This is a genomic window from Streptomyces sp. NPDC000134, from assembly GCF_042899225.1.
Classification (GTDB): Bacteria; Actinomycetota; Actinomycetes; order Streptomycetales; family Streptomycetaceae; genus Streptomyces.
Genome location: NZ_JBIAZN010000013.1, coordinates 220,847 through 246,542, shown reverse-complemented (window position 1 = coordinate 246,542; position 25,696 = coordinate 220,847). Strand labels below are relative to the sequence as shown.

General features: G+C 73.0%; 16 protein-coding genes. 3 read left to right on the top strand and 13 right to left on the bottom strand.

Annotation, left to right across the window (positions count from 1 at the left end):
- From ACFY32_RS21475 to ACFY32_RS21460, 4 genes are all read right to left on the bottom strand, one after another.
- A partial coding sequence (locus tag ACFY32_RS21475; protein ID WP_030422095.1) for a flavodoxin-dependent (E)-4-hydroxy-3-methylbut-2-enyl-diphosphate synthase occupies positions 1–200 on the bottom strand: 200 nt, incomplete at its 3' end.
- 170 nt (positions 201–370) lie between these two features.
- A complete protein-coding gene (locus ACFY32_RS21470; protein WP_359193882.1) occupies positions 371–1,663 on the bottom strand; it encodes a site-2 protease family protein in 1,293 nt (430 codons plus the stop codon).
- An 8-nt stretch (positions 1,664–1,671) separates the two neighbouring features.
- Positions 1,672–2,928 carry a 1-deoxy-D-xylulose-5-phosphate reductoisomerase gene (dxr, locus tag ACFY32_RS21465; RefSeq protein ID WP_390674969.1) on the bottom strand — a complete coding sequence of 419 codons (1,257 nt, stop codon included), beginning with the start codon at positions 2,926–2,928 and terminating at the stop codon, positions 1,672–1,674.
- 94 nt (positions 2,929–3,022) lie between these two features.
- The gene (locus ACFY32_RS21460; RefSeq protein ID WP_390674968.1) at positions 3,023–4,963 is read right to left on the bottom strand and encodes an acyl-CoA dehydrogenase family protein; all 1,941 of its coding nucleotides are present in this window, start codon (positions 4,961–4,963) and stop codon (positions 3,023–3,025) included.
- A 288-nt stretch (positions 4,964–5,251) separates the two neighbouring features.
- Here ACFY32_RS21460 and ACFY32_RS21455 point away from each other — a divergent pair, with 288 nt between their 5' ends.
- Positions 5,252–6,262, top strand: coding sequence for a LacI family DNA-binding transcriptional regulator (locus ACFY32_RS21455; RefSeq protein WP_359193352.1), 1,011 nt, complete (start codon positions 5,252–5,254; stop codon positions 6,260–6,262).
- 32 nt (positions 6,263–6,294) lie between these two features.
- Here the strand turns inward: ACFY32_RS21455 and ACFY32_RS21450 are convergent, their stop codons facing one another.
- Genes ACFY32_RS21450 through ACFY32_RS21425 form a run of 6 tightly spaced genes read right to left on the bottom strand, consistent with a single transcriptional unit; the run spans position 6,295 to position 14,910 of the window.
- Positions 6,295–7,008: a hypothetical protein gene (locus ACFY32_RS21450; RefSeq protein WP_359193355.1), complete on the bottom strand. Its 714-nt coding sequence runs from the start codon at positions 7,006–7,008 to the stop codon at positions 6,295–6,297.
- A complete protein-coding gene (locus ACFY32_RS21445) occupies positions 6,990–9,242 on the bottom strand; it encodes a glycoside hydrolase N-terminal domain-containing protein (RefSeq protein WP_390674967.1) in 2,253 nt (750 codons plus the stop codon). Before ACFY32_RS21445 ends, ACFY32_RS21450 begins: the two co-directional genes overlap by 19 nt.
- A complete protein-coding gene (locus ACFY32_RS21440; RefSeq protein ID WP_390674966.1) occupies positions 9,239–11,233 on the bottom strand; it encodes a beta-galactosidase in 1,995 nt (664 codons plus the stop codon). The genes ACFY32_RS21445 and ACFY32_RS21440 overlap by 4 nt, the downstream gene beginning before the upstream one ends.
- A complete protein-coding gene (locus ACFY32_RS21435) occupies positions 11,234–12,169 on the bottom strand; it encodes a carbohydrate ABC transporter permease (protein ID WP_359193365.1) in 936 nt (311 codons plus the stop codon).
- Entirely contained in the window at positions 12,166–13,188 is a 1,023-nt protein-coding gene (locus ACFY32_RS21430) for an ABC transporter permease subunit (protein WP_359193368.1), read from the bottom strand. The genes ACFY32_RS21435 and ACFY32_RS21430 overlap by 4 nt, the downstream gene beginning before the upstream one ends.
- 27 nt (positions 13,189–13,215) lie before the next feature.
- A complete protein-coding gene (locus tag ACFY32_RS21425) occupies positions 13,216–14,910 on the bottom strand; it encodes an extracellular solute-binding protein (RefSeq protein WP_359193371.1) in 1,695 nt (564 codons plus the stop codon).
- A 415-nt stretch (positions 14,911–15,325) separates the two neighbouring features.
- Between ACFY32_RS21425 and ACFY32_RS21420 the strand changes: the two genes are divergently transcribed.
- A complete protein-coding gene (locus tag ACFY32_RS21420; protein WP_359193374.1) occupies positions 15,326–18,148 on the top strand; it encodes a glycoside hydrolase family 3 C-terminal domain-containing protein in 2,823 nt (940 codons plus the stop codon).
- Between the two features lie 67 nt (positions 18,149–18,215).
- On the opposite strand, the gene ACFY32_RS21415 is transcribed toward ACFY32_RS21420, so the two are convergent.
- The 3 genes from ACFY32_RS21415 to ACFY32_RS21405 all read right to left on the bottom strand — a co-directional run bounded on the left by ACFY32_RS21415 (position 18,216) and on the right by ACFY32_RS21405 (position 23,894).
- Entirely contained in the window at positions 18,216–19,661 is a 1,446-nt protein-coding gene (locus ACFY32_RS21415) for an aldehyde dehydrogenase family protein (protein WP_390674965.1), read from the bottom strand.
- 123 nt (positions 19,662–19,784) lie between these two features.
- Positions 19,785–21,362, bottom strand: coding sequence for a PucR family transcriptional regulator (locus ACFY32_RS21410; protein WP_390674964.1), 1,578 nt, complete (start codon positions 21,360–21,362; stop codon positions 19,785–19,787).
- Between the two features lie 282 nt (positions 21,363–21,644).
- A complete protein-coding gene (locus ACFY32_RS21405) occupies positions 21,645–23,894 on the bottom strand; it encodes an ATP-binding protein (protein ID WP_390674963.1) in 2,250 nt (749 codons plus the stop codon).
- A gap of 250 nt (positions 23,895–24,144) precedes the next feature.
- Here ACFY32_RS21405 and gabT point away from each other — a divergent pair, with 250 nt between their 5' ends.
- Positions 24,145–25,479 (top strand): 4-aminobutyrate--2-oxoglutarate transaminase, encoded by a 1,335-nt coding sequence (gene gabT, locus ACFY32_RS21400; protein ID WP_359193385.1) that lies wholly within the window; start codon positions 24,145–24,147, stop codon positions 25,477–25,479.
- Positions 25,480–25,696: the final 217 nt, after the last annotated feature.

Sequence of the window (25,696 nt, the reverse complement as noted above, 5' to 3'; positions counted from 1 at the left end):
ATCTGGCAGCCGGACGCGGTCAGTTCGGCGATCTGCTGGAGGGTGGCGCCGATGTCCGACGTACGCGTCGTCGTCATCGACTGCACCGACACCGGCGCGTCTCCGCCCACCGCCACGGAGCCGACCTGGATCTGCCGGCTCTTCCGGCGCTCGGCGAGCTTGGTCGGGACGGACGGCATGCCGAGAGAAATCGCAGTCATCTGCTGTGCAACCCCAAGTCGTGGATCAAATCCGGTCCCGTCAGCAGGCGGGCTCCGGGCTTCGAGATTACGGCACGGGGGTCCGCCTGAGCACATCACACCGACAATCGCACCCCGCGCGGTGGTGGCCCGCGGGACGGGCCTGCCGGGCCACCGTGAATGCGCGGTGGCTAGGAGATGCGCACCGGGTTGACGACGTCCGCTACCAGGACGAGCAGGGTGAAGCAGACGAAGATGCCCGCGACCACGTAGGCGACCGGCATGAGCTTCGCCACGTCGAACGGGCCGGGGTCCGGGCGGCGCAGCACCTTGGCGACGTTGCGGCGCAGCGACTCCCACAGGGCGCCCGCGATGTGGCCGCCGTCCAGGGGCAGCAGGGGGAGCATGTTGAACAGGAACAGGGAGAGGTTGAAGCCGGCGACCAGCATCACGGCCATGGCCAGTTGCTGGGTGGGCGGGATGTCCAGGGTGAAGATCTCGCCGCCGACGCGGGCGGCGCCGACGACGCCCATCGGGGAGTCGGCCTCGCGGGGGCCGTCGCCGAACGCGGCGTCCCAGAGGGCGGGGATCTTGCCGGGGAGAGCGGCGAGGGAGTCGACGGCGTCGCCGATCCGGTCGCCCATCCACGTCACGGAGTCGCCGAAGTCCTGTTTGACGATGCCGGTGGCGGCGCTGAAGCCGAGGAAGCCGGCGGTGACGTACTCGCCCTGGACGTAGCCGCCGCTGCCGTCCTTCTTGGCGACCTGGTTGGTGGCGATCTTCGCGTGCAGGGTGAGCCGCTCGCCGTCGCGGTCGACGACGATCGGCACCTCCTTGCCGGGGTTGGCGCGGATCAGGTCGGAGAGGCGGTCCCACTGGTCGGTGCGGACGCCGTCGAAGGCGACGATCTCGTCACCGGCGCGGAGTCCGGCGGCGGCGGCCGGGGAGGGCGCGTCGGCCTTGGTGCACTTGTCGCGGTTCTCGCTCTGGGAGATCACGCACTGGGAGACCGAGCTGACGGTGGTGGTCTGCTGGGAGATGCCGAAGCCCATCAGCACGATGAGGAACAGCGCGACCGCGAGGACCAGGTTCATGAACGGGCCCGCGAACATCACGATGACCCGTTTCCACGGCTTGCGGGTGTAGAAGAGGCGTTCGTCGTCGCCGGGTCGGAGTTCCTCGAAGGCCGCCGAGCGGGCGTCCTCGATCATGCCGCGCCAGGGGGAGGTGGAGCGGGACTCTATGCGGCCGTCCGGGCCGGGCGGGAACATGCCGATCATGCGGATGTAGCCGCCGAACGGGATCGCCTTGACGCCGTACTCGGTCTCGCCCTTCTTCCGGGAGAAGATCGTCGGGCCGAAGCCGACCATGTACTGCGGGACGCGGATGCCGAACAGCTTGGCGGTGGACAGGTGGCCCAGCTCGTGCCAGGCGATGGAGAACAGCAGGCCGACCGCGAAGACGACTATGCCGAGGATGAACATCAGGGTCGTCATGCACGGGCCTCCGCCGTCTGTGCCGCCAGTTCCCGGGCCCGAGCGCGCGCCCAGGTCTCCGCTTCGAGGACGTCCGCGAGAGTCAGGGAAGTTCCCGTCGGCGGGGTGCCGTGCTCGTCGACCACCCGGGTGACGGTCTCCATGATGCCGAGATACGGCAGCGCGCCGGCGCGGAACGCCTCCACGCACTCCTCATTGGCGGCATTGAACACCGCCGGGGCCGTTCCCGCGAGCTGCCCGACCCGCCGGGCCAGGTCCACCGAGGGGAAGGCGTCGTTGTCCAGGGGGAAGAACTCCCAGGTCGAGGCGGTGCTCCAGTCGAACGCGGGGGCCGCGTCGGGGACCCGCTCGGGCCAGCCGAGCCCGATGGCGATGGGGCCGCGCATGTCGGGGGGCGTGGCCTGGGCCAGCGTCGATCCGTCGGTGAACTCCACCATGGAGTGAACGTAGGACTGGGGGTGGACGACGACCTCGATGCGGTCGAAGGGGATGTCGTAGAGGAGGTGCGCCTCGATGACCTCCAGTCCCTTGTTGACCAGGGTCGCGGAGTTGATGGTGATCACCGGGCCCATCGCCCAGGTGGGGTGGGCGAGGGCGTCCTCGACGGTGACGGAGGCGAGCTGCTGTCTGGTCCGGCCGCGGAACGGGCCGCCGGAGGCGGTGACGACGAGCTTGCGCACATCGGCGCGGGTGCCGGCGGCCAGGGCCTGGAAGAGGGCGGCGTGCTCGGAGTCGACGGGGATGATCTGTCCGGGCTTGGCGAGGGCCTTGACCAGCGGGCCGCCCACGATGAGCGACTCCTTGTTGGCGAGCGCGAGGGTGCGGCCCGCCTCCAGGGCGGCCAGGGTCGGGGCGAGCCCGATGGAGCCGGTGATGCCGTTGAGCACGGTGTGGCAGTCGGAGGCGGCGAGCCGCGTGGCCGCGTCCGGGCCGGCGGCGATCTCGGGGAGCGGCTCCCCCGCGCCGTACTGCGCCCGGAGGGCCTCCCGCAGCGCCGGTACGACGTCCTCGCGGGCCACCGCCACGGTCCGCGCCCGCAGCCGGTACGCCTGCTCGGCGAGGAGGGCGACCCGGCCGCCGTTGGCGGACAGGCCGGTGACCCTGAAGCGGTCCGGGTTGCGCAGGACGAGATCGATGGCCTGGGTGCCGATGGACCCGGTGGAGCCGAGGATCACCACGTCCTTGGGGCCGTCGCCCGCCACGGGGTCGTAGACGAGGTGCGGGTCGGCGAGGGGGGCAGGGCTGTCGCTCATCCCCCCATTGTTGCCCCAACCGGCGCCGCGCAGGACAGCGCGTCCCGCACGCGGGTGGCGTGCCCGCCCGCGCGAGGGACACCCGGGGCGTGTCTCACCTGATGGGACGGTGCACGTTCTCCTTCGCGCTGGGGCCGGGGGTGGCGTCGGCGATCCAGGGGCCGTCGTCGGAGGGGTCGACGATGCCGTGTTCGAGCCAGGTGTAGGTGCCGGACAGGACGCCCTTGACGACCTTGCGGTCGAGGTCGTCGGTGTTGGTCCACAGGCGGCCGAAGAGTTCCTCGACGCGGACCCGGGACTGGCGGCAGAAGGCGTCGGCGAGCTGGTACGCCTCCCGGCCGTGGTCGTCGCGGGAGCGCAGCAGTTCGGCGCGGACGCAGGCGGCGCTCATCGCGAAGAGTTCGGCGCCGATGTCGACGATCCGGCCGAGGAAGCCCTGTTTGGTCTCCATGCGGCCCTGCCAGCGGGACATGGCGTAGAAGGTGGAGCGGGCCAGTCTGCGGGCGGCGCGCTCGACGTAGCGCAGGTGCCCGGAGAGGTCGACCTCGCGTCTGAACTGCCCGTACGAGCCGGGGAGCTGCCCCGCTCCCGCGACCAGTCTCGGCAGCCACTTGGCGTAGAAGACGCCGGCCTGGGCGCCCGCCTTCGCCTTGTCCTGGAGGGACTTGTCCGGGTCGATCAGGTCGCCGGCCACCGAGAGGTGGGCGTCGACGGCCTCCCGGGCGATGAGCAGGTGCATGATCTCGGTGGAGCCCTCAAAGATGCGGTTGATGCGCAGGTCGCGCAGGATCTGCTCGGCGGGGACCGCGCGCTCGCCGCGGGCGGCGAGGGAGGCGGCGGTCTCGAAGCCGCGTCCGCCGCGGATCTGGACCAGTTCGTCGGCCATCAGCCAGGCCATCTCGGAGCCGTAGAGCTTGGCGAGGGCGGCCTCGATGCGGATGTCGTTGCGGTCCTCGTCGGCCATCTGGGAGGACAGGTCGAGGACGGCCTCCAGGGCGAAGGTGGTGGCGGCGATGAAGCTGATCTTGGAGCCGACGGCCTCGTGGAAGGCGACCGGCTTGCCCCACTGCTCGCGGGCCGCCGACCACTCGCGGGCGGTCTTCAGGCACCACTTGCCGGCGCCGACGCACATCGCGGGCAGCGAGAGGCGGCCGGTGTTGAGGGTGGTCAGGGCGATCTTGAGGCCGGCGCCCTCGGGGCCGATGCGGTGCGCGGCGGGGACCCGGACGCGGTGGAGGCGGGTGACGCCGTTCTCCAGGCCGCGCAGGCCCATGAAGGCGTTGCGGTGCTCCACCGTGACGCCCTCGGCGGCGGTCTCGACGACGAAGGCGGTGATGCCGCCCCGGTGGCCCTCGGACTTCGGGACGCGGGCCATGACGACCAGCAGGTCGGCGATGACGCCGTTGGTGGTCCACAGCTTCACGCCGTCCAGGACGTAGTCGTCGCCGTCGGGGACGGCGGTGGTGGCCAGGCGGGCCGGGTCGGAGCCGACGTCCGGTTCGGTCAGCAGGAAGGCGGAGATGTCGGTGCGGGCGCAGCGCGGCAGGAAGGTGTCCTTCTGCTCCTGGGTGCCGAACCGCTTCAGCGGCTGCGGCACGCCGATCGACTGGTGCGCGGAGAGCAGCGCGCCGATCGCGGGGCTCGCGGAACCGACCAGGGCGAGGGCCTTGTTGTAGTACACCTGGGTCAGGCCGAGGCCGCCGTACTTGGTGTCGATCTTCATGCCGAAGGCGCCCAGCTCCTTCAGGCCGGTGATCACCTCGTCGGGGATGCGGGCGTCGCGTTCGATCACGGACCCGTCGACGGCGGTCTCGCAGAAGTCGCGCAGCCTGGCGAGGAACTCCTCGCCGCGCGAGCGGTCCTCGGCGGCCGGGAGCGGATGGGGGTGGATGAGGTCGAGGCGGAAGCGCCCGAGGAACAGCTCCTTGGCGAAGCTGGGCTTGCGCCAGTGCTGTTCCCGGGCGTCCTCCGCCACCTGCCGGGCCTCGCGTTCGGTGACGGCGGGCCGGGAGGAGGGGGTGGCTGGGGCGGACATGAGGGTCACCTCGCCGCGTATCGGTATCAAATCGGGAATGTACGGTACTGATCGGTGCTACCGGATCGTTCGTACCCGATCCGGGGCGGCCCGGCCACCCTTCGTGCGACCGTTCGGCCGATGAACGCGGCGCGGGCGGCGGGGAAACGGGCGGGGAAGAAGACTGTCGAAGCGCTTCGACGGAGTATGGACACCCACCCCCGCTGAAGCTACTGTCAGACCACTCTCACCCGCCCGCAGTCCGCCTTACGCGCCTGTCGAAGCGCTTCACACACTTTGGAGAGCTGGATGGTCACTCTTGCCGAGGTCGCCCAGCACGCCGGAGTCTCGGCGAGCACGGTGAGCTATGTCCTCAGCGGCAAGCGGTCCATCTCCCGCACCACCCGGCAGCGGGTGGAGGAAAGTATCCGCCAGCTCGGCTACCACCCCAACGCCGGTGCCCGCGCCCTGGCCAGCAGCCGGTCCAACATCGTCGCGCTGATGATCCCGCTGCGCACGGACATGTACGTGCCGGTGATGATGGAGATCGCCATCGCGGTCGCCACCGCCGCGCGGGGCCACGGGTACGACGTGCTGCTGCTCACCGGCGAGGAGGGGCCCGACGCGGTGCGCCGGGTCACGGGCAGCGGGCTGGCCGACGCGATGATCGTGATGGACGTCGAACTCCACGACGAGCGGCTGCCGTTGCTGCGCGGCACCGACCGGCCGTCGGTGCTGATCGGGCTGCCCGCCGACGCCTCCGGGCTGACCTGCGTCGACCTCGACTTCCGGGCGACCGGCGCGCTCTGCGTGGAGCACCTCGCCTCGCTCGGCCACCGCGACCTCGCGGTCATAGGCGAGGCGCCGGGGGTGTACGAGCGGCACACCGGGTTCGCCGAGCGCACCCTGGAGGGGCTGCGCGGCCGGGCCCGGGAGCTGGGGGTGCGGCTGCTGCACCGGCCGTGCGAGGGCGGGTACGACGCGATGGCGCTGACGCTGGCCCGGATCTTCGACGAGCGGCCGGGCACCTCCGGGTTCGTGGTGCAGAACGAGGCGGCGGTCGAGCCGCTGCTCGCCCTGCTGCGGCAGCAGGGCCGGGCGGTGCCGGAGGACGTGTCGGTGGTCGCGATCTGCCCGGAACAGGTCGCCGTGCAGGCGTCGGTGCGGCTGACCTCCGTCGCCATCCCCGCGCAGGAGATGGGGCGGCGCGCCGTCGAGCAGCTCGTCGCCAAGCTCGACGGGCGCGGCAGCGACGAGGTGGTGCTGCTGGCGCCGGAGCTGACGGTCCGGGCGAGTTCGGGGCCGGCACCGCAGGCGTAGCGGGCCGGCCCCGGCCCCGGGGCGGGCTGCGGTCAGCCGCCGCTCACCGTCAGGTTGTTGGTGGTGAAGTCCAGGCCGCCGGAGGAGGACGTGATCTCGTAGCCGAACTGCACGTCGCCGATGGTCTCGTTGCCGATCCAGCCCTTGGTGTCCTTGATCCACTTCAGGATCGGCAGGATGTTCACCGTGCCGGCGGTCGAGTCGGAGGTGCGCAGGAACGAGTAGACCTCGTTGGCGCCGTTGTTGCCCTTGTAGACGTTCCAGGTGTGGCCGCCGAGGCTGACGGTGCCCTGGGAGGTGCCGAGCGGGCCGACGGCGCCGTTGTAGTTGACCCAGAGCATGATCTCGTGGTCGTAGTCGGTGTCCCAGATGTCGTACGAGGTGTTGTACGCGCCCGCGGCCGGGACCGTGACGTTGTAGCTGCTGCTGAGCGAGGTCAGCGAGGTGATCGGCTTGTTGATCACCTTCTTGGCGTTGGGGTAGGACTTGATGCCGCCGGTGTTCGGGTGGTTGGCCCAGACGCCCCAGTTGGTGCCGGAGTTGGCCCAGACGCACTGGCTGCCGGCGCCGGAACCCCAGATGTTGTTGTAGAGGGTGTAGCCGTTCAGGGTGGTGTTGCCCCACTGGTCGCAGGTGTTCCAGACGGCGGCCTGGGCGGGGGCGGAGGCGAGGCCGACGGTGGCGCCGAGGGCGAGGGCGGGTGCCAGGAGGGCCTTGGTCAGGGTGCTCAGGGTGCGGGGTGCCATGGGATTCCTTCCCTGGGTGGGGGGAGTTGCGAGGGGGACCGCGTCGTGAGGCGGATGACGCGGGTCTCTCCGGCGGTCAGGTCGAGCGGTCCGGCGCCGGAGGGAGTACGCAGGTCCACGCGGAGGGTGCGGGCGGGACGCAGGACGGCCGTGGCGGTGCCGTCGGCCGTCCAGGCGAGGTCGACCGCGGCCCCGAACCGGGTGCGCACGCCCGTCAGCTCGCCGGCCGGGAGCCGGGCGGGCAGCGCGGGCAGCAGGACCAGGCGGCCGGGGGTGGACTGCACGAGCATCTCGATGAGCACGGCCGGGAGGGTGTGCGCGGCGTCCGCGTTGTAGACGTCGCGGTGGGGGTAGTGGGCGCTCATCAGCGAGGCGTGGAAGTAGTCGCCGCCCAGCACCCGGCCGAGGGCGTCGGCGACCCGGCCGGCGTCCCGGAGCCGGGCGGCGACCAGGGCGTGGTGCAGATGGCCGTGGGCGGAGTCGTTCTCCGGGCCGCGCAGTTCCAGCGCCCGGTGGGCGGCGCGGGCGAGGTCCGGGGTGTCGTAGGGGTTGATCTCGTCCAGCGGCCAGACGCCGTAGAGGTGGCTGAGGTGACGGTGGTCGTAGCGGTCGTCGAGGCCGGGGTGGGCCCACTCGGCGAGGGCGCCGTCGGCGTTGATCCGGTGCGGTGGGAGGCGGTCGGCGAGCGCGCGCCAGCGGGTGGCGTGCTCGGGGTGGTGGTCGGCGGCGGTCCGCAGGGCGTGCCGGGCGGCGGACAGGTCCATCGCCGCGTCGATCGCGCCCCAGCTCGCGTTCGCGGGCCGGTTCTCGGGCGAGTAGGACGGCACGATGTGCACCCGGCCGTCCAGGTCGGTGCGGGTGAGGAAGTCCTCGTAGAACAGGGCGGTCTCGGCCAGCACGGCGAGGGTGCGCGGGTCGCGTTCGCCACGGGTCTCGTCGTGGTCGAGGAGCGGCTTGAGCAGCCAGTCGGCGCCCGCGGTCCACAGGTGCAGGGGGTACTCGCGGCTGAAGTGGTACGTGTGCCCGGACTCGCCGTCGGTGTGCGAGGGCGCGGCCACGCCCCGGGTGCCGAAGATCTCGCGGGCGTTGTCCCGCCAGTGGGGCACCTGGCGGTGGACGAGCGCGGCCAGCGCCTCGGTGACCTCAGGGAGATCGGCGGCGGCGGCGGAGGCGGTCTGGAGGTTGAGGTTGGCGTTGGTGGTGAACGCCCCCGACCAGGCGGTGTCCCAGTCGCCGGTCCACAGGCCGGTCAGCCGGGGCGGCAGCAGTCCGCTGGCCGACAGCAGGTGGTAGCGGCCGGCCGCGAACAGCCGCTCCAGCAGGGCCGGGCTGTGCGGCCGGGTGAGCAGCTCCGAGCCCGGCAGGGCGCGTTCGGCGGGGTCGGCGGCGAGGTCGAGGGTGACCCTCCGGTAGGCGGTGCGGTGCGCGGCGAGGTGGCGGCCGAGCAGGCCCTCGTAGCCGTCGGCGGCCAGCTCGCGCAGGGCGCGGGCCTCCCCGGTGACGTCCAGCTCGCCGGTGTGGCGGCGCACCCGGGTCAGCAGCAGCACCTCGGCGGCGTCCTCGACGCGCACGCCCGGGGGCGTCAGCGTCGTGGTGCCGCCGGTGACGACGGCCACGGTGACGCCGGTGCAGGCGAGGTCGCCGCCGGGGTAGCGGGCCCGCAGGCTGAGCAGGGCGCCGTCGGGGGTGCGGACGGTGCCGTGGCCGACGCCCAGGCCGGGCGGGGCGCCGGGCAGCCGGTGGTCCAGGGCGAGGCTCAGGGTCAGGCGGGTGGCGGTGACCCGCTGGACGATCACGTCGTCGGCGCGGGAGACGAAGACCCGGCTGGTCCAGTCGGCGCGGGCGGCGACGGTCTCGCCGGTGGCGAAGTCGACCTCGCGGCGGTAGCCGTGCCCGGCCTCGGGCGGCCGGTCCAGGCGCATCTGGAAGGCGGGGTGGAAGGGCCGGACCCAGCGCAGCGGGCGGCCGTCGGTGAACTCCTCGGCGGCCGTGCTCTCGCCCGCGAGCAGCCGGTCCTGGAGCGCGGGCAGCGCCTCGGCGAGCCGCGGCGGGCGCCGGTCGTCGTCGCCGCCGTCCGGGCGTACCAGGGTGTGGTGGGTGACGACGACCCGGTCGGCGTGCGGGTCCCCGTACACCAGGACACCGTGCCGTCCGTTGCCCGCGAGGAAGGCGTCCTCCCAGCGGGCGGCGGGGCGCGGCTCCCAGGTGCCGTGGACGGGGGCGGCCGGGGTCATGCGACCCGCCCCGCCGGCTTCAGCACCGCCGCCGCGTACCGGCCCAGCGTGACGCGGTCGGTGACCGGGGACCCGGTCAGCAGGTCGCGGTGGGTGCCGGGGACCTCGACGGTCACCGGGTCGCGGCCGTGGTGGAGCAGGAACAGCAGGTCACCGCGGCGTACCGCCTCCACGCCGGCCGGCAGCCCGGCGAGCACCGGACGGACCCCGGCGCCGGCCGCGATCCGGGTGAGCAGGCCGCGCAGCGCCCCGGGGGTCGGGAGCGTCGACAGGTACCAGGCGCGGCCCTTGCGCAGCAGCGCGGGCAGGCCGTCCAGTTCGCCGCCCCGGTAGGCGACGGTCTCCTGCGCGGTGCCGTCGGGCTCGATCTCCTCCGACCAGAGCGTGCCGTCGAAGCCGTCGCAGGGGGCGGTCTCCCCCGGCTCCAGCGGCCACCACTCGTGCAGGACGCGGATGCCGAACAGCTCGCGCAGCCGGGGGTCCATGCCGCCGGGCCGGATGCGGTCGTCCCTGTCGGCGACGCCGGTGAGGAAGCCGCAGACGAGGGTGCCGCCGCCGCGGACGTAGGCGAGGAGGTTGTCGACCGCGGTGTCGGTGAGCGCGTACATCTGGGGCACGACGACCATCCGGTACGGGGTGAGGTCGTGCTCGGGGTGGGCGAAGTCGGTGGTGAGGTGGGCCTCCCAGAGGGCGCGGTGCCAGGCGCGCAGCATGTCGGGGTGGCCGACCCGGTCGGAGGGGTGGGCCTCCTGGGCGGCGGCCCACCAGGCGTGCCAGTCGTGCAGGACGGCGACGCCGGCCGTCACCCGCTCCCCCGTCACCTCGGGCGACAGGGCGGCGAGTTCGGCGCCGAGCCGCCGGACCTCCTGGTACGTACGGCCCTCGGGGCCCGCGTGGCTCAGCATCGCGGAGTGGAACTTCTCGGCGCCCTGGCGGGACTGGCGCCACTGGAAGTAGCAGACGGCGTCCGCGCCGCGCGCCACCGCCTGGAGGGTCCACAGGCGGTTCAGGCCGCGCGGTTTGGGGTGGTTCACGGCCCGCCAGTTGACCGCGCCGGCCGCCTGCTCCATCAGCATCCAGGGGCCGCGCGCCTGCGACCGGGTGAGGTCCTGGACCAGGGCGCCCTCCTGGGCGCCGAGGGGGTCGCGCGGGTCGGGGTAGAGGTCGACGGAGACCACGTCCTCCTCCTCGGCCCAGCGCCAGCCGTCCTGGCCGAAGAAGAGCGGCATGAAGTTGGTGGTGACCGGGATGTGCGGGGTGTGGCGGCGGACGATGTCGCGTTCGGCGGTGTAACACTCCAGGAGCATGTCGGAGGTGAAGCGGCGGAAGTCCAGCACCTGGGCGGGGTTCTTCAGGTAGTGGACGCGGCCGGGCGGCAGCACCTCGGCCCAGTCGCCGTAGCCCTGGCTCCAGAAGGCGGTGCCCCAGGCGGTGTTGAGGGCGTCCAGGCCGCCGTAGCGGCGCCGCAGCCAGGCGCGGAAGCGGGCGGCGGCCTCCTCGCCGTGGTCGTAGGTGCAGTACTCGTTGTTGATGTGCCACAGGGTGAGGGCGGGGTGGGTGCCGTACCGGGCGGCGAGCGCCTCGGTGACGGCGGCGGCGTACCGGCGGTAGGTGGCGCTGGAGTGCGAGAAGTGCTGCCGGCCGCCCCACCGCTCGGTGCGGCCGTCCTCGTCGACGGGCAGCGTGTCGGGGTGCAGGTGTCCGAGCCAGGGCGGGGGCGAGGCGGTGGGCGTGGCCAGGACGACGCCGACGCCGTGCTCGTGCAGCAGGTCCATCAGCCGGTCCAGCCAGCCGAAGTCCCGTTCCCCGGGCCGGGGTTCCAGACGGGCCCAGGAGAACACCCCGACGGTGACCGTGTTGACCCCGGCGTCCTTCATCAGCCGGACGTCCTCGGCCCAGACCTCCTCGGGCCACTGCTCCGGGTTGTAGTCGCCGCCGAACAGCAGGCGGCCCCTGGTGACGTCCGCCAGGCCGGGCGCGCGTGCGTCCACTCAGCCCTTCACCGCCCCCGTCAGCATGCCCTTCTTGAAGTGCCGCTGCACGAACGGCGACAGCACCGCCACCGGCAGCAGCGCCATCACCATGACCGCCATCTGCACCGCGAGGCCGGACAGCTCCCCGGTCTTGATGGCCTGCCCGAGCCCGACCGGCGCCTCCTGCTTCTGCACCAACTGGATCATGACGTTCTGCAGCGGCATCATGTTCTGGTCGTTCAGGTACAGCGAGGCGTTGAACCAGGCGCTCCAGTACCCCACCGCGTAGAACAGCGTGATCACCGCGAGGACGGCCCGCGACAGCGGCATCACGATCTGCCACAGGATGCGGACGTCGCCCGCCCCGTCGATCCGGGCGCTGTCGATCAGTTCCTGCGAGATGCCCATGAAGAAGCCGCGCAGCACCAGGATGTTGAAGACGCTGACCGCGCTCGGCAGGATCAGCGCGAGATAGGTGTCCGTCAGCCCCAGCGACTGCACCAGCAGATACGTGGGGATGAGGCCGGCGCTGAAGAACATCGTGGCCAGCAGCAGCATCAGCACCCAGCGGTGCCCGAGCGAGCCGGTGCGGGACAGGCCGTAGGCGCACAGCACCGACACGCCCATGGAGAACAGGGTGCCGACCAGGGTGACGGCGACGCTGATGATCGCGGCGCGGGTGACCTGGCCGCCGCTGAGCAGTTCCTGGTAGGCGACGAAGGTGATGTCCTTGGGGATCATCACCAGTCCGCCGGCCTCGTCGATGGTCCTGCGCGAGGACAGGCTGGTGACGACGACGATCCACAGCGGGAAGAGGATCGCCAGGCAGGCCAGGGCCAGCACGAGTCCCTTGCCCGCGACCCCCGCCGGGCCGGGCTTCTCCTCCCAGGCCGGGCGGGGCGGGGCCGCCCAGCGCCCGGGGGTACGGGCGGGCTTGTCGATGACGGCGGTCACTTCTTGTACACCCCCTGCTCGCCCATGAGATGGGCCACCTTGTTCGCGGCCAGCACCAGGCCGATGCTGACCACGCCCTTGACCAGGCCCGCGGCGGCCGCGTAGCCGAAGTCCTGGTTGCGTACGCCGTTCCACCACACGAAGGTGTCCAGCACCTCCGCGGCGCCCGGTCCCACGGCGTCCCGCTGGAGCAGGATCTGCTCGAAGCCGACGGTGAGGGCGTCGCCGACGCGCAGCACCAGCAGCAGGGCGATCACCGGGCGCAGCGCGGGCAGCGTGACGTGCCACATCCGGCGCCAGCGGCCGGCCCCGTCCATCGCGGCGGCCTCGTACAGGTCCGGGGGGACGGAGGCGAGCGCGGCGAGGAAGACGATGATCCCCCAGCCGGCGTCCTTCCACACGCTCTGCGCGGTGATCAGGAACGCGAAGCTGCTCGGGTCGGTCATGATCTCCAGGCCGTCGTACCCGTGCTCGCGCAGCAACTGGGAGAGGATGCCCGCGCCGCCGAACAACTGCTGGAAGACGGCGATGACCAGCACCCAGGAGAAGAAGTGCGGCAGGTAGAGGATGGCCTGCGACACCGCCCGCACCCGGGGCCGGACCACGCTGTTGATGAGCAGCGCGAGCAGCACCGGAACGGGGAAGAACAGCAGGAGCTGGAGGAAGAACAGCACCAGCGTGTTCTGCACCGCGTTCCAGAACGCGGAGTCGGCGAAGATCCGCTCGAAGTTCTCCACGCCCACCCAGGGGCTGTGCAGGATGGAGACGATGCCGTTGTCGCTGATGTACGGGTCGTAGTCCTGGAAGGCGACCACGTTGCCGAGGATCGGCAGGTAGTTGAAGAGCAGGACCAGGCCCACGGCCGGCAGCGTCATCAGCAGCAGGACGCGGTCGCGGCGCCAGCGCAGTTTCCAGCTCAGCTTGCCGGACGGGGGCCCGCCCGGTTCACCGGGCTGCGCCGGGGGTTTCTCGGTCGTCTCGGCCTCGGCCCTGCTCCGAGGCACCGTGCTGTGCGACACGGCCGTTCTCCTTGCCTCGAATCCGGGTCAGCTCGCCGCCGAGCCGTTCTCGTCGAGCAGCTTCTTGTACCAGTCGCGGAGCTTGTCGCCGCCCTTGCTGCGCCACTCCGAGATCGCCTGCTGGACCTCGCCCATCTTCTTGCGGCCGCGGACGAAGTCGTCCTCCATCTGCTCGAAGTCGCTGGAGAGGTTGGCGTAGCGGGAGGGCTCGGTGATCTGCATCCCGTAGAACGAGGATTTCCGGGTGAAGGCGCCCATCCGCTGCTGCCACTCGACCTGGCCCTTGGCGACCTCGGGGAAGTCGGGGTGGGCGATGGTCGCGGCGGGGCTGGCCAGCATGACGTAGGCGTTCATCACGTCGATGTTGCCCTGGTCGGTCTTGGTGGGGACGCCGCCCTTGACGGTGTAGTGGGTGCCCTCCACGCCGTAGTTGGTCATCATGTATTCCTTGGTGCCGTACGGCGCGGCGGTCGCGTTGGCCGCGGCCAGCACGTCGCGGATCACCGACTCGGACGCCTTCTTGTTGACGAAGGCCCAGATGCCGGCGGGCTGTTCGGCCCAGAGCACGGGGTCGCCGCCGTCGTGGCCGAAGACGTCCATGCCCCAGACCTTGAACTCCGGGTTCTGGGTGGCCTGCTCGGCGGTGCGGCTCCACCACTGGCTGATGTTCTGGGCGTAGATCAGGAACTCGCCCTTGGCGAACTTCGGGCCGGGGTCGGTGGCCTGGCTCTTGCCCAGCTCGGCGTCGGGGTGGACGACGCCGGCCGCGAACAGCTTGCGGGTCCACTCCAGCGCTTCGAGGTACTCGTCGGTCTCGACGCGGTTGGTCATCTTGCCGTCGACCACGGTCCAGCCGAGCGGCTTCTCGTTGCCGGACATCACCCCGAACGCCTGGAAGGCGGTCCACTTCATGTCCAGGCAGGCCCAGCGCTTGGCCTTGGCGTTGGTGGCCTCCTTGGCCAGCGCCATGAACTCGTCGCAGGAGGCGGGGACCTCGTACCCCTCCTTCTCGAAGATGTCCTGCCGGTACAGGGGCACGATGCCGGTGACGTACGACTGCGGCTGCGGCAGGCCGCGCAGCTTGCCGCCGAAGATCGAGCGCTGCCAGGCGTCGGTCGGGACGGCGGCCAGGTTCGGGTACTCCTTGACCGCGTCGCCGGACAGATAGGGGCCGAGGTCGGCGAACTTGGAGATGATCGCGCTCGGTATCTTGCCGTTCAGGTTCCAGCTCGGGACGACCACCACGTCCGGGACGTCGCTGGAGGCGAGGACCGCGCCGAGCTTCTGCTCGTAGGTGTTGCCGTCCTGGTTCTGCCACTTGATGTCGACGCCGATCAGGTCGTTCATCGCCCGGTAGTAGGCGTTGTCCGACTTCGGCGGGGAGCCCCAGAACGGGGACATGATGGTGACCTGGCTGCCCTTGCCCAGCTTCTTGGGCACCGAGGTCTTCAGGCCGGTGAGGTCGAGCTTGCCGGTGAAGCCGATCGCCGAGCCGTTCTTCGCCGGGATGTCGGGCGTCACCACGTTGCTGGCCACATAGGCCGGCAGCAGCTTCTTGGCCTCCTTGCCCGCGGTGGTGCCCTCGCGCGAGCCGCCGTCCGATCCGCCGCAGGCGGTGAGCAGTGGCATCCCGCCCGCCACCGCGGCGGCGGCGACCGCCGACGAGGCGAGGAAACTTCTCCGGCTCGTCGCGGAGGAGGCGGAGGCGGCGTTCGGCGTCATTGCGTCAACCCTTCATGGCGCACCAGGACACCCGGCGGTGGCCGTCGGCTGCGGTGTCGTCGGCGGTGTCTTCAGTGGAACGGGCGGAGCTGGGAGTGGGACTCGCTGGAACTCGCTTAGCTGAAGCGGTCGTCGGAGGACTGCGCGGTCGGCGGCAGTTGTGCCTATGCGGCGCCCTCATAGTCGAAGCGCTTCGATGTTGCAGTGAGGTTAAGTGAACGTCTGGGGGTGCACAAGAGTCGCTCCGAAGATTCCTCGGATGTGTGGACCGCCGGAGGAGTGCCGTGTCGCGGCCGAAAGGGGGGTGCGGCACCGAAGGCGGCCCGGCACGACGTCTTGACACCCGACCAGGCCCCCACTGAGCATCGAAGCGCTTCGAAAGCGCCTGGCCGCACCATCGCAAGGGGAACCCGACGTGACCGCACCCGTACCGCCCGCCCCGCCGTTCCGCGATCCGCACCTGCCGTTCGCCGAACGCGTCGACGACCTGCTGTCGCGGCTCACCCCGGACGAGAAGACCGGGTTCCTGCACCAGTTCGCACCGCCCGTCGAACGCCTCGGCATCGCCGCCTTCCGCACCGGCCAGGAGGCCCTGCACGGAGTGGCGTGGATGGGCCCCGCGACGGTGTTTCCGCAGGCCGTGGGGTTGGGCGCGACCTGGAACGAGGACCTGGTGCGCCGGGTCGGCGAAGCGGTCTCGGCGGAGGCGCGGGCGATGCGCGCCCGCGACGAGCGGGTCGGCCTCAACGTCTGGTCGCCGACCGTGAACCTGCTCCGCCACCCCCTGTGGGGCCGCAACGAGGAGGGGTACTCCGAGGACCCGCGGCTCACCTCCGCCATCGCCACCGCCTACACCCGGGGTCTGCGGGGCAGTCATCCGATCTACTGGCGTACCGCGCCCGTCCTGAAGCACTGGCTGGCCCACAACAACGAGACCGCCCGGGACACCACGTCCTCCTCCGTCCGCCCCCGCGTGCTGCACGAGTACGACCTGGCGGCGTTCCGCGCGACGGTCGAGGCGGGCGCGGTCGCCGGGGTGATGCCGGCCTACAACCTGGTCAACGGCCGCCCCAACCACGTCTCCCCCTACCTGTCGGAGCACCTGCGCACCTGGACCGGCGAAGAGCTGCTGGTCTGCTCGGACGCGGGCGCGCCCTCCAACCTGGTCGACTCCGAGCACTACTTCGCCACCCACGAGGAGGCGACCGCCGCCGCGCTGAAGGCCGGCGTCGACAGCTTCACCGACCACGGCACCGACTCCACGAAGATCACCGCCCGGGTCCGCGGCGCCCTCGACCGGGGCCTGCTGACCGAGGCCGACCTCGACCGGGCCGTGCGCCGCCAGCTCTCGGTCCGCTTCCGGCTCGGCGAGTTCGACGGGTACGACGAGCCGGGCGCCTTCGACACCCCCGAGCACCGGGCACTCGCCCGGGAGGCCGCCGAGCAGGCGATCGTCCTGCTGAAGAACGACGGCCTGCTGCCGCTCGCCCCCGACACCCGCGTCGCCGTGGTCGGGCTGCTCGCCGACGAGTGCAAGCTCGACTGGTACAGCGGCTCGCTGATCCACCGCTGCACCCCGCTGGAGGGCCTGTACGAGCGGTTCGGCGCCGACCGGGTGACCTTCGCGGAGGGCGCCGACCGGGTCCGGCTGCGCACCGCCGACGGCACCTTCCTGCACGTCCGGCCCGCCGACGCCACCCCGGCGCCGGCCACCGCGGAGGGCGCCCTCGACCCCGCCCTGCTGGCCGGCCGCACCGACCTGCCGCCGCTCACCACCGACGCCACCGGCACCGAACTCGCCCTGGTGGACTGGGGCGGCGGCGTGCTCACCCTGCGCGCACCCGACGGGCGCTATCTCTCCGTCGCCGAGGACGGGTACGTGCGCGCCTCGGCGGACCAGCCCGGCGGCTGGGTGGTGCAGGAGACGTTCCGGCTGGAACCGCACGGCGACGGTCACCTCCTCAGGCACTCGGGCACGGGCCGCCACGTCTGTGTGACCGCCGACGGCGTGAAGGTTGCCGACTCGGGCGCCGAGGTCTTCACGCTGGTCGTCGCCGAGCGCGGCGAGGACGCGGTGGCGCGGGCCGCGGCCGGGGCGGACGTGGTCGTGGTGGTCGCGGGCAACGACCCGCACATCAACGGCCGGGAGACCGAGGACCGGACCACCCTGCGCCTGCCCGGACAGCAGGAGCGGCTGCTGCGCGCCGCCCGCGCCGCCAACCCGGCCACGGTCCTCGCGCTCGTCTCCGCCTACCCGTACGCCGTCGACACCGCGCCGCTCCCGGCGGTGCTGTGGACCGCGCACGGCGGCCAGGCGGCCGGCACCGCGCTCGCCCGGGTGCTGGCCGGTGACGTCTCCCCCGCCGGACGCCTGCCGCAGACCTGGTACGCCTCCGACGCGGACCTGCCCGACCTGCTCGACTACGACGTCATCGGCTCCCGGCAGACGTACCAGTACTTCGAGGGGACGCCGCTGTTCCCGTTCGGGCACGGCCTGTCGTACGCGTCGTTCGGGTACGCGGACCTCGACGCCCGGGTGACGGGCGAGGCGGTCCGGGTGGCCTTCACCGTCACCAACACCGGGGACGTCACCGCCGACGAGGTGGCCCAGCTCTACGCCCGCGCCGAGGCGCCGTCGGTGCCCCGGCCCCGCCGGCAGCTCCTCGCCCACCGGCGGCTGACCCTCGCCCCCGGCGAGAGCGCCGAGGTCGCCTTCGAGGTGCCGCTGACGGACCTCGCGTACTGGGACGTCGCGCACGGCCGGTGGCATCTGGAGCCGGGCCCGTACGCGCTGCTGGCCGGCGCCTCCAGCGAGGACGTCCGGCTGACCCGGACGCTCACCCTCGACGGGGAGCCGGCCGGCCCCCGCCCGGTGCGCGAACGCGGCCTGGACGCGGCCGGTTTCGACGAGCAGAGCGGCACCGAGATCGTGGACCGCGCCAAGCTGTCCGGGGACGCGGTGACGCCGGCCAGGGGCAAGACGGGCGAACTCCTCTACCGCGCCTGCGACTTCGGCCCCGGCGTCACCTCGGTGACCGTGACGGTCGCGGGCGAGGGCGTGGTGGAACTCGCCCTCGACGGCGCCCCGGCCCGCGCGGTCCTGGCGACCGACGCGCCCACCGCGGGCCCGTACGACTACGTCACCCTCACCACCGGCCTGGTCGCGGACGGCGTCCACGACCTGCGGATCGCCCTGCACGGCCCGGTCCGCCTGGCCCGGCTCGGCTTCGCGGGCTGAGCCCCGGACACACCGGCGGCCCGGACCCCCGCACAGCGGGTCCGGGCCGTCGGCCGTACCGGTCGCCTCAGAGCGCGAGGCCCGTGAGGACCAGAACCCGCTCGTAGGTGTAGTCCTCCATCGCGAACCGGACGCCCTCGCGGCCGACACCGGACTGCTTGGCGCCGCCGTACGGCATCTGGTCGGCGCGGTAGGAGGGGACGTCGCCGACGACCACGCCGCCGACCTCCAGGGCGCGGTGGGCGCGGAAGGCGGCCTGCAGGTCGTGGGTGAACACGCCCGCCTGGAGGCCGTACTTGGAGTCGTTGACGGCGGCGAACGCCGCCGCCTCGCCGTCCACCTTCTGCACGCTGAGGACGGGGCCGAAGACCTCCTCGCAGGCCAGGGTGGTGCCGGCCGGCAGGTCGGTCAGGACGGTCGGCGCGTAGGAGGCGCCGTCGCGCTTGCCGCCGGTGGCGAGCGTGGCGCCGGCCGCGACGGCCTCGTCCACCCACGCCTCGACCCGCTTGGCGGCGTCCTCGCTGATCAGCGGGCCGACATCGGTCCTGTCGTCGTTCGGGTCGCCGGTGACCTGGGCCTCGACGGCGGCGACGATCCGCGGCAGCAGCCGGTCGTACACGGCGGCGTCGGCGATCACGCGCTGCACCGAGATGCAGGACTGGCCGCCCTGGTAGTTGGAGAAGGTCGCGATCCGGGCCGCGGCCCGGTCCAGGTCCTCGTCGCCCGCCCAGTCGGCCAGCACGACCGCCGCGCCGTTGCCGCCCAGCTCCAGGGTGCAGTGCTTGCGCGGCACCGAGTCCATGATCGCGTAGCCGACCTTCTCGGAACCGGTGAACGAGATCACCGGCAGCCGCTCGTCCTGGACGAGGGCGGGCATCCGGTCGTTCGGCACCGGCAGGATGCTCCAGGAACCGGCGGGCAGCTCGGTCTCGGCCAGCAGCTCGCCCAGGACCAGGCCGGAGAGCGGGGTGGCGGGGGCCGGCTTGAGGATGATCGGCGCGCCGGCCGCGATCGCGGGGGCGACCTTGTGGGCGCAGAGGTTCAGCGGGAAGTTGAACGGCGCGATGCCGAGCACCACGCCCTTGGGGAAGCGCCGGGTGAGGGCGAGGCGGCCCTGGCCGCCGGCGTCGGTGTCCAGGCGCTGGGCCTCGCCGCCGTTGAAGCGCCGGGCCTCCTCCGCCGCGAACCGGAACACGGACACCGCGCGGCCGACCTCGCCGCGGGCCCACTTCATCGGCTTGCCGTTCTCGGCGGAGATCAGCCGGGCGATCTCCTCGGTCCGCTCGGCGAGCCGCCTGCTGACGTGGTCCAGGGCGGCGGCGCGCACATGGGCCGGGGTGGCGGCGAACTCGTCCCGCACGGCGTACGCGGCGGCCACGGCCTCCTCGACCTGCGCGTCGCTCGGGACGCTCACGGCGGCGACGGTCCGGCCGTCCCACGGGGAGGTGACGTCGAAGCTGTCCGGGCCGGTGGCCTGGCGGCCGGCGAGCCAGAAGGCGTGGGAGGAAGTCATGTCGAGTTCCGGCCCTTCCGCGTTGGGGGTGTACGGGGTTGCTGGCTCCACGGTAGGGGCGGGGTGGCGGGGGGTCGCTTGTCCGGCGTGGCGAAGTACGGCACGCGGGTACGACGGAATGGCCTAGGCGGGGGCGGTCGCCTTCAGGGCCAGCCACAGCTCCATCCGGACGTCCGGGTCGTCCAGCGACCGGCCTAGGATCTCCTCGACGCGGCGCATCCGGTAGCGCAGGGTGTGCCGGTGGACGCCGAGGTCGGCGGCGGCCGCGTCCCACTGGCCGTGCCGGGACAGCCAGGCCCGCAGGGAGGCGACCAGGTCGCCGCGGCCGGTGGCGTCGTGCTCGCGCAGCGCCCGCAGCAGCCCGTCGGCGAAGGCGCGCACCGCGTCGTCCGCGAGCAGCGGCAGCACCGAACCGGCGGCGACCTGCTCGTGCTCCACCCAGACCCGGCCGCGCCGCCGCGCCACCGACAGCGCCTGCCCGGCCTGCTGGTACGCGGCCGACGCGGCGCTCGGCCCGGCGGGCGCCGACAGCCCGACGACCAGGGCGCCGTCCTCGCCGCCGGCCGGCTTGTCGGCGGCGGAGCGGCCGGACTCCAGGGCCGCCGCGTACTCGGCGCAGGCGGTGACCGCGGCGCCGCCGTCCGCGGCCAGCACCATCAGCCGCTCCCCCTGCGGCACCACCAGCACCGCCTCGCCGGCCTGGGCCGCCGCCGACTCCACGACCTCGGCGAGCGCGCCGAGCGGATCGCCGCCGGCCGAGGACGCCTCGGCGACCAGCATCCGGAACGGCGCGTCGAGCAGGTCGCCGTAGAGGTCCCCGGCGACCGCGCGGGCGTGGTCGGGCTCGCCGGCCAGCAGCATCCGCAGGACGGCCGTGCCGATCCGCAGTTCGGCGGCGTGCAGCGACCGGGACCGCTCGGTGGTCAGCGTCAGCAGGGCGACCGCCGAGTGGACGGCGTACCGCTCGGCGGTGCCGAGGGTGGCCGCCGTGCCGACGGCGAGCGCGGCGCGGGGCCGGCGGGAGGTGCCCAGGGAGTGCAGCTCGACCCGGTCGTCGGTCTCCGGTCCGCCCACCACGGCGGAGGCCGGCGTCGGGCGCTCGCGCAGCTTGCGTACGTCCGCGGTGAGCCGGGCGGCACGGCGGCCGGCCCACTCGGGTGCCGCCGCGACCACCGCGCCCGAGGCGTCGTACAGCGCCGCCCAGCCGTCGACCTGCGCGGCGAGCGCGGCCAGCAGCCCCTCGGGGCCGTCGGTCAGCGCCTTCTTGGTCAGCTCCCGCTGGGCGGCGAACCCGGCGGTCACCGCCCGGTACTGTTCGGCGGCGAGCGCCGCGGAGACGGCCTTGCTGATCGCGAGGAACGGGGTGCGGCGCGGCACCTCCAGCAGCGGCAGCCCTTCCTGCTCGGCGGCCTCGACGAGGGCGGCGGGGATGTCCTCGTAGTGGACGCCCACGGCGAAGCCGAGGCCCACCACACCGGCGCCGGCCAGCCGCCGCACATAGCGGCGCATCGCCTGCGGGTCCTCGGCGTCCAGCTTCAGCGCGGTGATCAGGAGGAGTTCCCCGCCCTCCATGTACGGCACGGGGTCGGCCAGCTCGCTGGCGTGCACCCAGCGGACGGGCGCGTCGAGGCGGTCGCCGCCCGCCCGCACGGCCAGCTTCAGCGCGGAGTGGTGGACGAGCGAGGCGAGGGTCGGCGGCATGGGGCCTTCAGGTCGGCGTCAGGGGTGCGATGACCCGGTGATCTTTTGGCCGCCGCGTATGAACGGCCACAGCCGATTCTGCCTCACCGTACGATCCCGACACGCCGGACCGGACGCCCGGCCCGGCATCCCCGGTGCGCTCGGGCCGGACACCCGGCTCGGCGTGCCCTGCGGGATCGGCCGGACGGGTGCCGCGATCCCGCCCCGCCGTGCGGCCCCGGGCGCCGGCCCGGACGCCCGGCGGCGTGCCTTGTCGGGCCGGCCGGACGGGCGCCCGGCGGGTCACCCGCGCAGGTCCACCAGCAGGGGTGGCGCGTGTTCGCCCCTGACGGTGGTCAGGGAGAGGACCGCGTGGCCCGGCGGGACCGCGTGGGCCAGTTCGGACGCCGACCAGCGCTCCCGCTCGACCTGCCGCACGGTGACCGCCCGCGCGGTCGGCGCCTTGCCGGTGATCACCCGGCGGAGCATGTGCGCGGCCTTGCCCGCCGGGGTCTCGGCGATGATCTGCCGGTCGGTGACGTCCCGCGCCTCGGTCCACTCCTTGCCCCACACCTCGGCGAAGTCCTGCCCGTCCCACGGGGTGAGCCCGGACAGCGCCATCCGGCAGCCTGCCGCCCCGAGCAGCGGCCCGCGCAGCGGACGCGGTACGTCGTCCAGGGTGCGCAGCGTCAGGACGACCCCCGCCCCGGCCGACCGCAGCTTCTGGATGCCGCGCACCGCGTCCGGCGTCACCACGCCGGCCGCGTCGTCCAGTACCAGGCAGGCGAACAGCGACCGGTCCTCCCGTACCGACACGCTCGCCGTGAACTGGGCCAGGACCAGCCGGGCCAGCATCCGGGAGGCGTCGGCGTGCCCCCGCTCGGGCAGGTCGATACGGACCCGCACGGGATGGTCCAGGGCCTTGAGGGAGAAGGGCCGGGACTTCCCGGAGGTGTCGAAGAACGGGGCGAAGGCGGGCCGGTCCAGCAGCGCCACCCGGTCGGCGAGGACGCCGCCCACGTCCCCCGGGTGCCCCATCTGCCGCTCCCGGGCGTCCAGTTCCCGCAGCAGCGACTCCTGTCCGCTCTCCGTCAGGCCCTGCCGCAGCGTGGCCAGCGGCCCCGGCGCCCCGTCGAGCAGTTGCCGCAGCTCCGGTACGGAGGGGAAGCGGCCGTGGACCGCCCGGAACGGGCCGAGGAGCTGCGCCAGCACGGTCGTGGACCGGCGGCTGTCGCTGCCCGGATGCGGGTCGGCGAGGTCCCCGGCCAGCGCCTCGGCCAGCACGGCGGCCGCCTCGTCCGGGTCGGTGGTCCCGCCGTACAGGTCCAGGTCGTACACGGAGTCCGGGTTCCCGATCCGTACGACGACGTCGTAGGACTCGGCCGGGCCGAGGCCGGCGCCCGCCGCGCCGACGACGACCACCGCGGCCCGCCCGGCGAGCGCGTGCAGGCACAGCGACTCGGTCAGCGGCCGGACCAGGCTGCCGGTCTTGCCCGACCCGGCCGGTCCGACCGCGAGCAGCGAGGTGCCGAGCAGTTCGGGGCCGAGGGCGAGGCCGGCGCCGCGGTAGGCGTAGGGGTTGCGGGCGTCGTCGGCGGCGGTGCCGATCCGCACCTGTCCGGTGAGCAGGTCGTGCCGGGCCTGCCGGAAGGGCAGGTCACGGGCGCCGGAGGGGTGCGGGCAGGCGGCGGCGCCGTCCTTCAGCACGGCCCCGGCGAAGGTGGCGAGGCTGTGCCGGCCGTTGCTGACGCCCTGCCAGGCGCGGCTGATCCGGGCGTGGTCGACGTCCCGCATCAGCCCGGCCCGCGCGTCGGCGGCGAGCCGCACGGCGACGTCCCCCACCCCGGCGGCCCGCAGCGCGGGCCACTCGGCGGGGTCCTCGGCGGCGACGGGCGGCGGCGCCTGTTGGGGGGTGGCGCGACGCCAGGAGGGGGGGCCGTAGCGGCGCCAGAGTTCCGGCCACCGGCCGATCTTCCCGAACGCGGCGAAGACGGCCGCGAAGACGAGACCCTCGTAGATGTACGAGGCCGTACCCCCCACGGACCCCGCCCTGCCCATCGTCCACGAGTCCGGTGCCAGGACGTACCACGGCCACATCCAGAAACTGCCGAGATAGCCGTTGTAGAGCAGGGAGCAGAACAACCAACCGCACAGAAAAGCGATCAGCGCTCCACCCAGCAGTTGCCCCGCCGGAATCCGCTCCGGTTCCTCCGCCCCCCGCGCCCGATGCCCGAACCGCCACACCCCCGGCGGCGCCTCCGGCCGGGCCGTGCGCAGCCAGGCCAGGAACGCCGAGCCGTCGGGCGGCGGCGGCACCGGCGGAGGCGCCACCGGCCTCGGCGGCACCGCGGGCACACCGGGCACCGCGGGCACACCGGAGACGCCAGGCACCCCAGGCGCCCCAGGCGCCCCAGGCGCCCCAGGCGCCCCAGGCATGCCGCCGGAAGCACCAGGCCCGCCGCCGGGAGCACCCGGCACCCCAGGCGGCCCCGCCGGACGCGGCACAGGATTCGCATGCGTACCCCGCGCGTCCCGGTTCCTGTCGCTGTCCATCGCCCTTGCCCCCTGACCAGCCGTTCCGTCCACCGTCAGCGAGTCAATCTAACGCCCCCGCAAGGGCAGTTCACCGCTTACGCGGCCGGGCATCCGATACCGGCCGTCCACCGGCCGCGCACCCTGCTATGTCCACGGCGGACAACGCGCCCCGCGGAAAACGCCCACATGGAGCATGCCCACCCCCGTCGCCCCGCCCTAGCCTGCGGAAAAAGAACGTAAGCGTCCGTTACACCCCCAGGAGCCCCGCATGACCGCACTTCCGCAGGAGCGCCGCGTCGCCACCGCCATCCCCGGCCCGAAGTCGCAGGAGCTGCAGGCCCGCCGGACCGCCGCGGTCGCGCAGGGCGTGGGCTCCACGCTGCCCGTCTTCGTCACCCGCGCGGGCGGCGGCATCATCGAGGACGTCGACGGCAACCGTCTGATCGACTTCGGTTCCGGCATCGCCGTGACCAGCGTCGGCGCCTCCGCCGAGGCCGTCGTCCGCAGGGCCTCCGCACAGCTCGCCGACTTCACCCACACCTGTTTCATGGTCACGCCGTACGAGGGCTACGTCGCCGTCGCCGAGGCGCTGGCCGAGCTGACCCCGGGCGACCACGCCAAGAAGTCGGCCCTGTTCAACAGCGGTGCCGAGGCCGTCGAGAACGCCGTCAAGATCGCCCGCGCGTACACCAAGCGGCAGGCGGTCGTCGTCTTCGACCACGGCTACCACGGCCGGACCAACCTCACCATGGCGCTGACCGCGAAGAACATGCCGTACAAGCACGGCTTCGGCCCGTTCGCCCCCGAGGTCTACCGGGTCCCGGTCGCCTACGGCTACCGCTGGCCGACCGGCGCCGAGAACGCCGGTCCGGAGGCCGCCGCGCAGGCCGTCGACCAGATCACCAAGCAGGTCGGTGCCGAGAACGTGGCCGCGATCATCATCGAGCCGGTGCTCGGCGAGGGCGGCTTCATCGAGCCGGCCAAGGGCTTCCTGCCGGCCATCCGGAAGTTCGCCGCCGACCACGGCATCGTCTTCGTCGCCGACGAGATCCAGTCCGGCTTCTGCCGCACCGGCCAGTGGTTCGCCTGCGAGGACGAGGGCATCGTCCCCGACCTGATCACCACCGCCAAGGGCATCGCGGGCGGCCTGCCGCTCGCCGCCGTCACCGGCCGCGCCGAGATCATGGACGCCGCGCACGCGGGCGGCCTGGGCGGCACCTACGGCGGCAACCCGGTGGCCTGCGCCGGTGCGCTCGGCGCCATCGAGACGATGAAGGAGCTGGACCTCAACGCGCGGGCGAAGCGCATCGAGGAGGTCATGAAGGCTCGGCTGACCGCCATGGCCGAGAAGTACGAGGTCATCGGCGAGGTGCGCGGCCGCGGCGCCATGATCGCCATCGAGCTGGTCAAGGACCGCGCCACCAAGGAGCCGGACGCGGAGGCGACCGCCGCCCTCGCCCGGTTCTGCCACCAGGCGGGCCTGCTGGTCCTGACCTGCGGCACCTACGGCAACGTGCTGCGTTTCCTGCCGCCGCTGGTCATCGGCGAGGACCTGCTGGACGAGGGCCTGGACATCATCGAGCAGGGCCTCGCGGGGATCTGAGGCCGGCCGTACTCCGGCAGAGCGTGTGAAGAAGGTGTGCGGGGTGCATGGCAGGATGTCGCTGCCCCTGTCCTCGCCCCAGCCCCTGTCGTAGGTTCTAGGCAGATGAGAGATACACCCCGCCCACAGGGGACTGTGGGCGACCCCAGGCCGGGGCCTCCCCAGCTTCGACCTGGTCGTGCCCTCGCGCACACAACCGGAGCCTCTGGCTCCGGAT

Coding starts and splice junctions, on each gene's coding strand:
- ACFY32_RS21470 (WP_359193882.1), bottom strand. CDS start 1,663: ATGTTCATCCTCGGCATAGTCGTCTTCGCGGTCGGCCTGCTGTTCTCC.
- dxr (WP_390674969.1), bottom strand. CDS start 2,928: ATGAGCGACAGCCCTGCCCCCCTCGCCGACCCGCACCTCGTCTACGAC.
- ACFY32_RS21460 (WP_390674968.1), bottom strand. CDS start 4,963: ATGTCCGCCCCAGCCACCCCCTCCTCCCGGCCCGCCGTCACCGAACGC.
- ACFY32_RS21455 (WP_359193352.1), top strand. CDS start 5,252: ATGGTCACTCTTGCCGAGGTCGCCCAGCACGCCGGAGTCTCGGCGAGC.
- ACFY32_RS21450 (WP_359193355.1), bottom strand. CDS start 7,008: ATGGCACCCCGCACCCTGAGCACCCTGACCAAGGCCCTCCTGGCACCC.
- ACFY32_RS21445 (WP_390674967.1), bottom strand. CDS start 9,242: ATGACCCCGGCCGCCCCCGTCCACGGCACCTGGGAGCCGCGCCCCGCC.
- ACFY32_RS21425 (WP_359193371.1), bottom strand. CDS start 14,910: ATGACGCCGAACGCCGCCTCCGCCTCCTCCGCGACGAGCCGGAGAAGT.
- ACFY32_RS21415 (WP_390674965.1), bottom strand. CDS start 19,661: ATGACTTCCTCCCACGCCTTCTGGCTCGCCGGCCGCCAGGCCACCGGC.
- ACFY32_RS21410 (WP_390674964.1), bottom strand. CDS start 21,362: ATGCCGCCGACCCTCGCCTCGCTCGTCCACCACTCCGCGCTGAAGCTG.
- ACFY32_RS21405 (WP_390674963.1), bottom strand. CDS start 23,894: ATGGACAGCGACAGGAACCGGGACGCGCGGGGTACGCATGCGAATCCT.
- gabT (WP_359193385.1), top strand. CDS start 24,145: ATGACCGCACTTCCGCAGGAGCGCCGCGTCGCCACCGCCATCCCCGGC.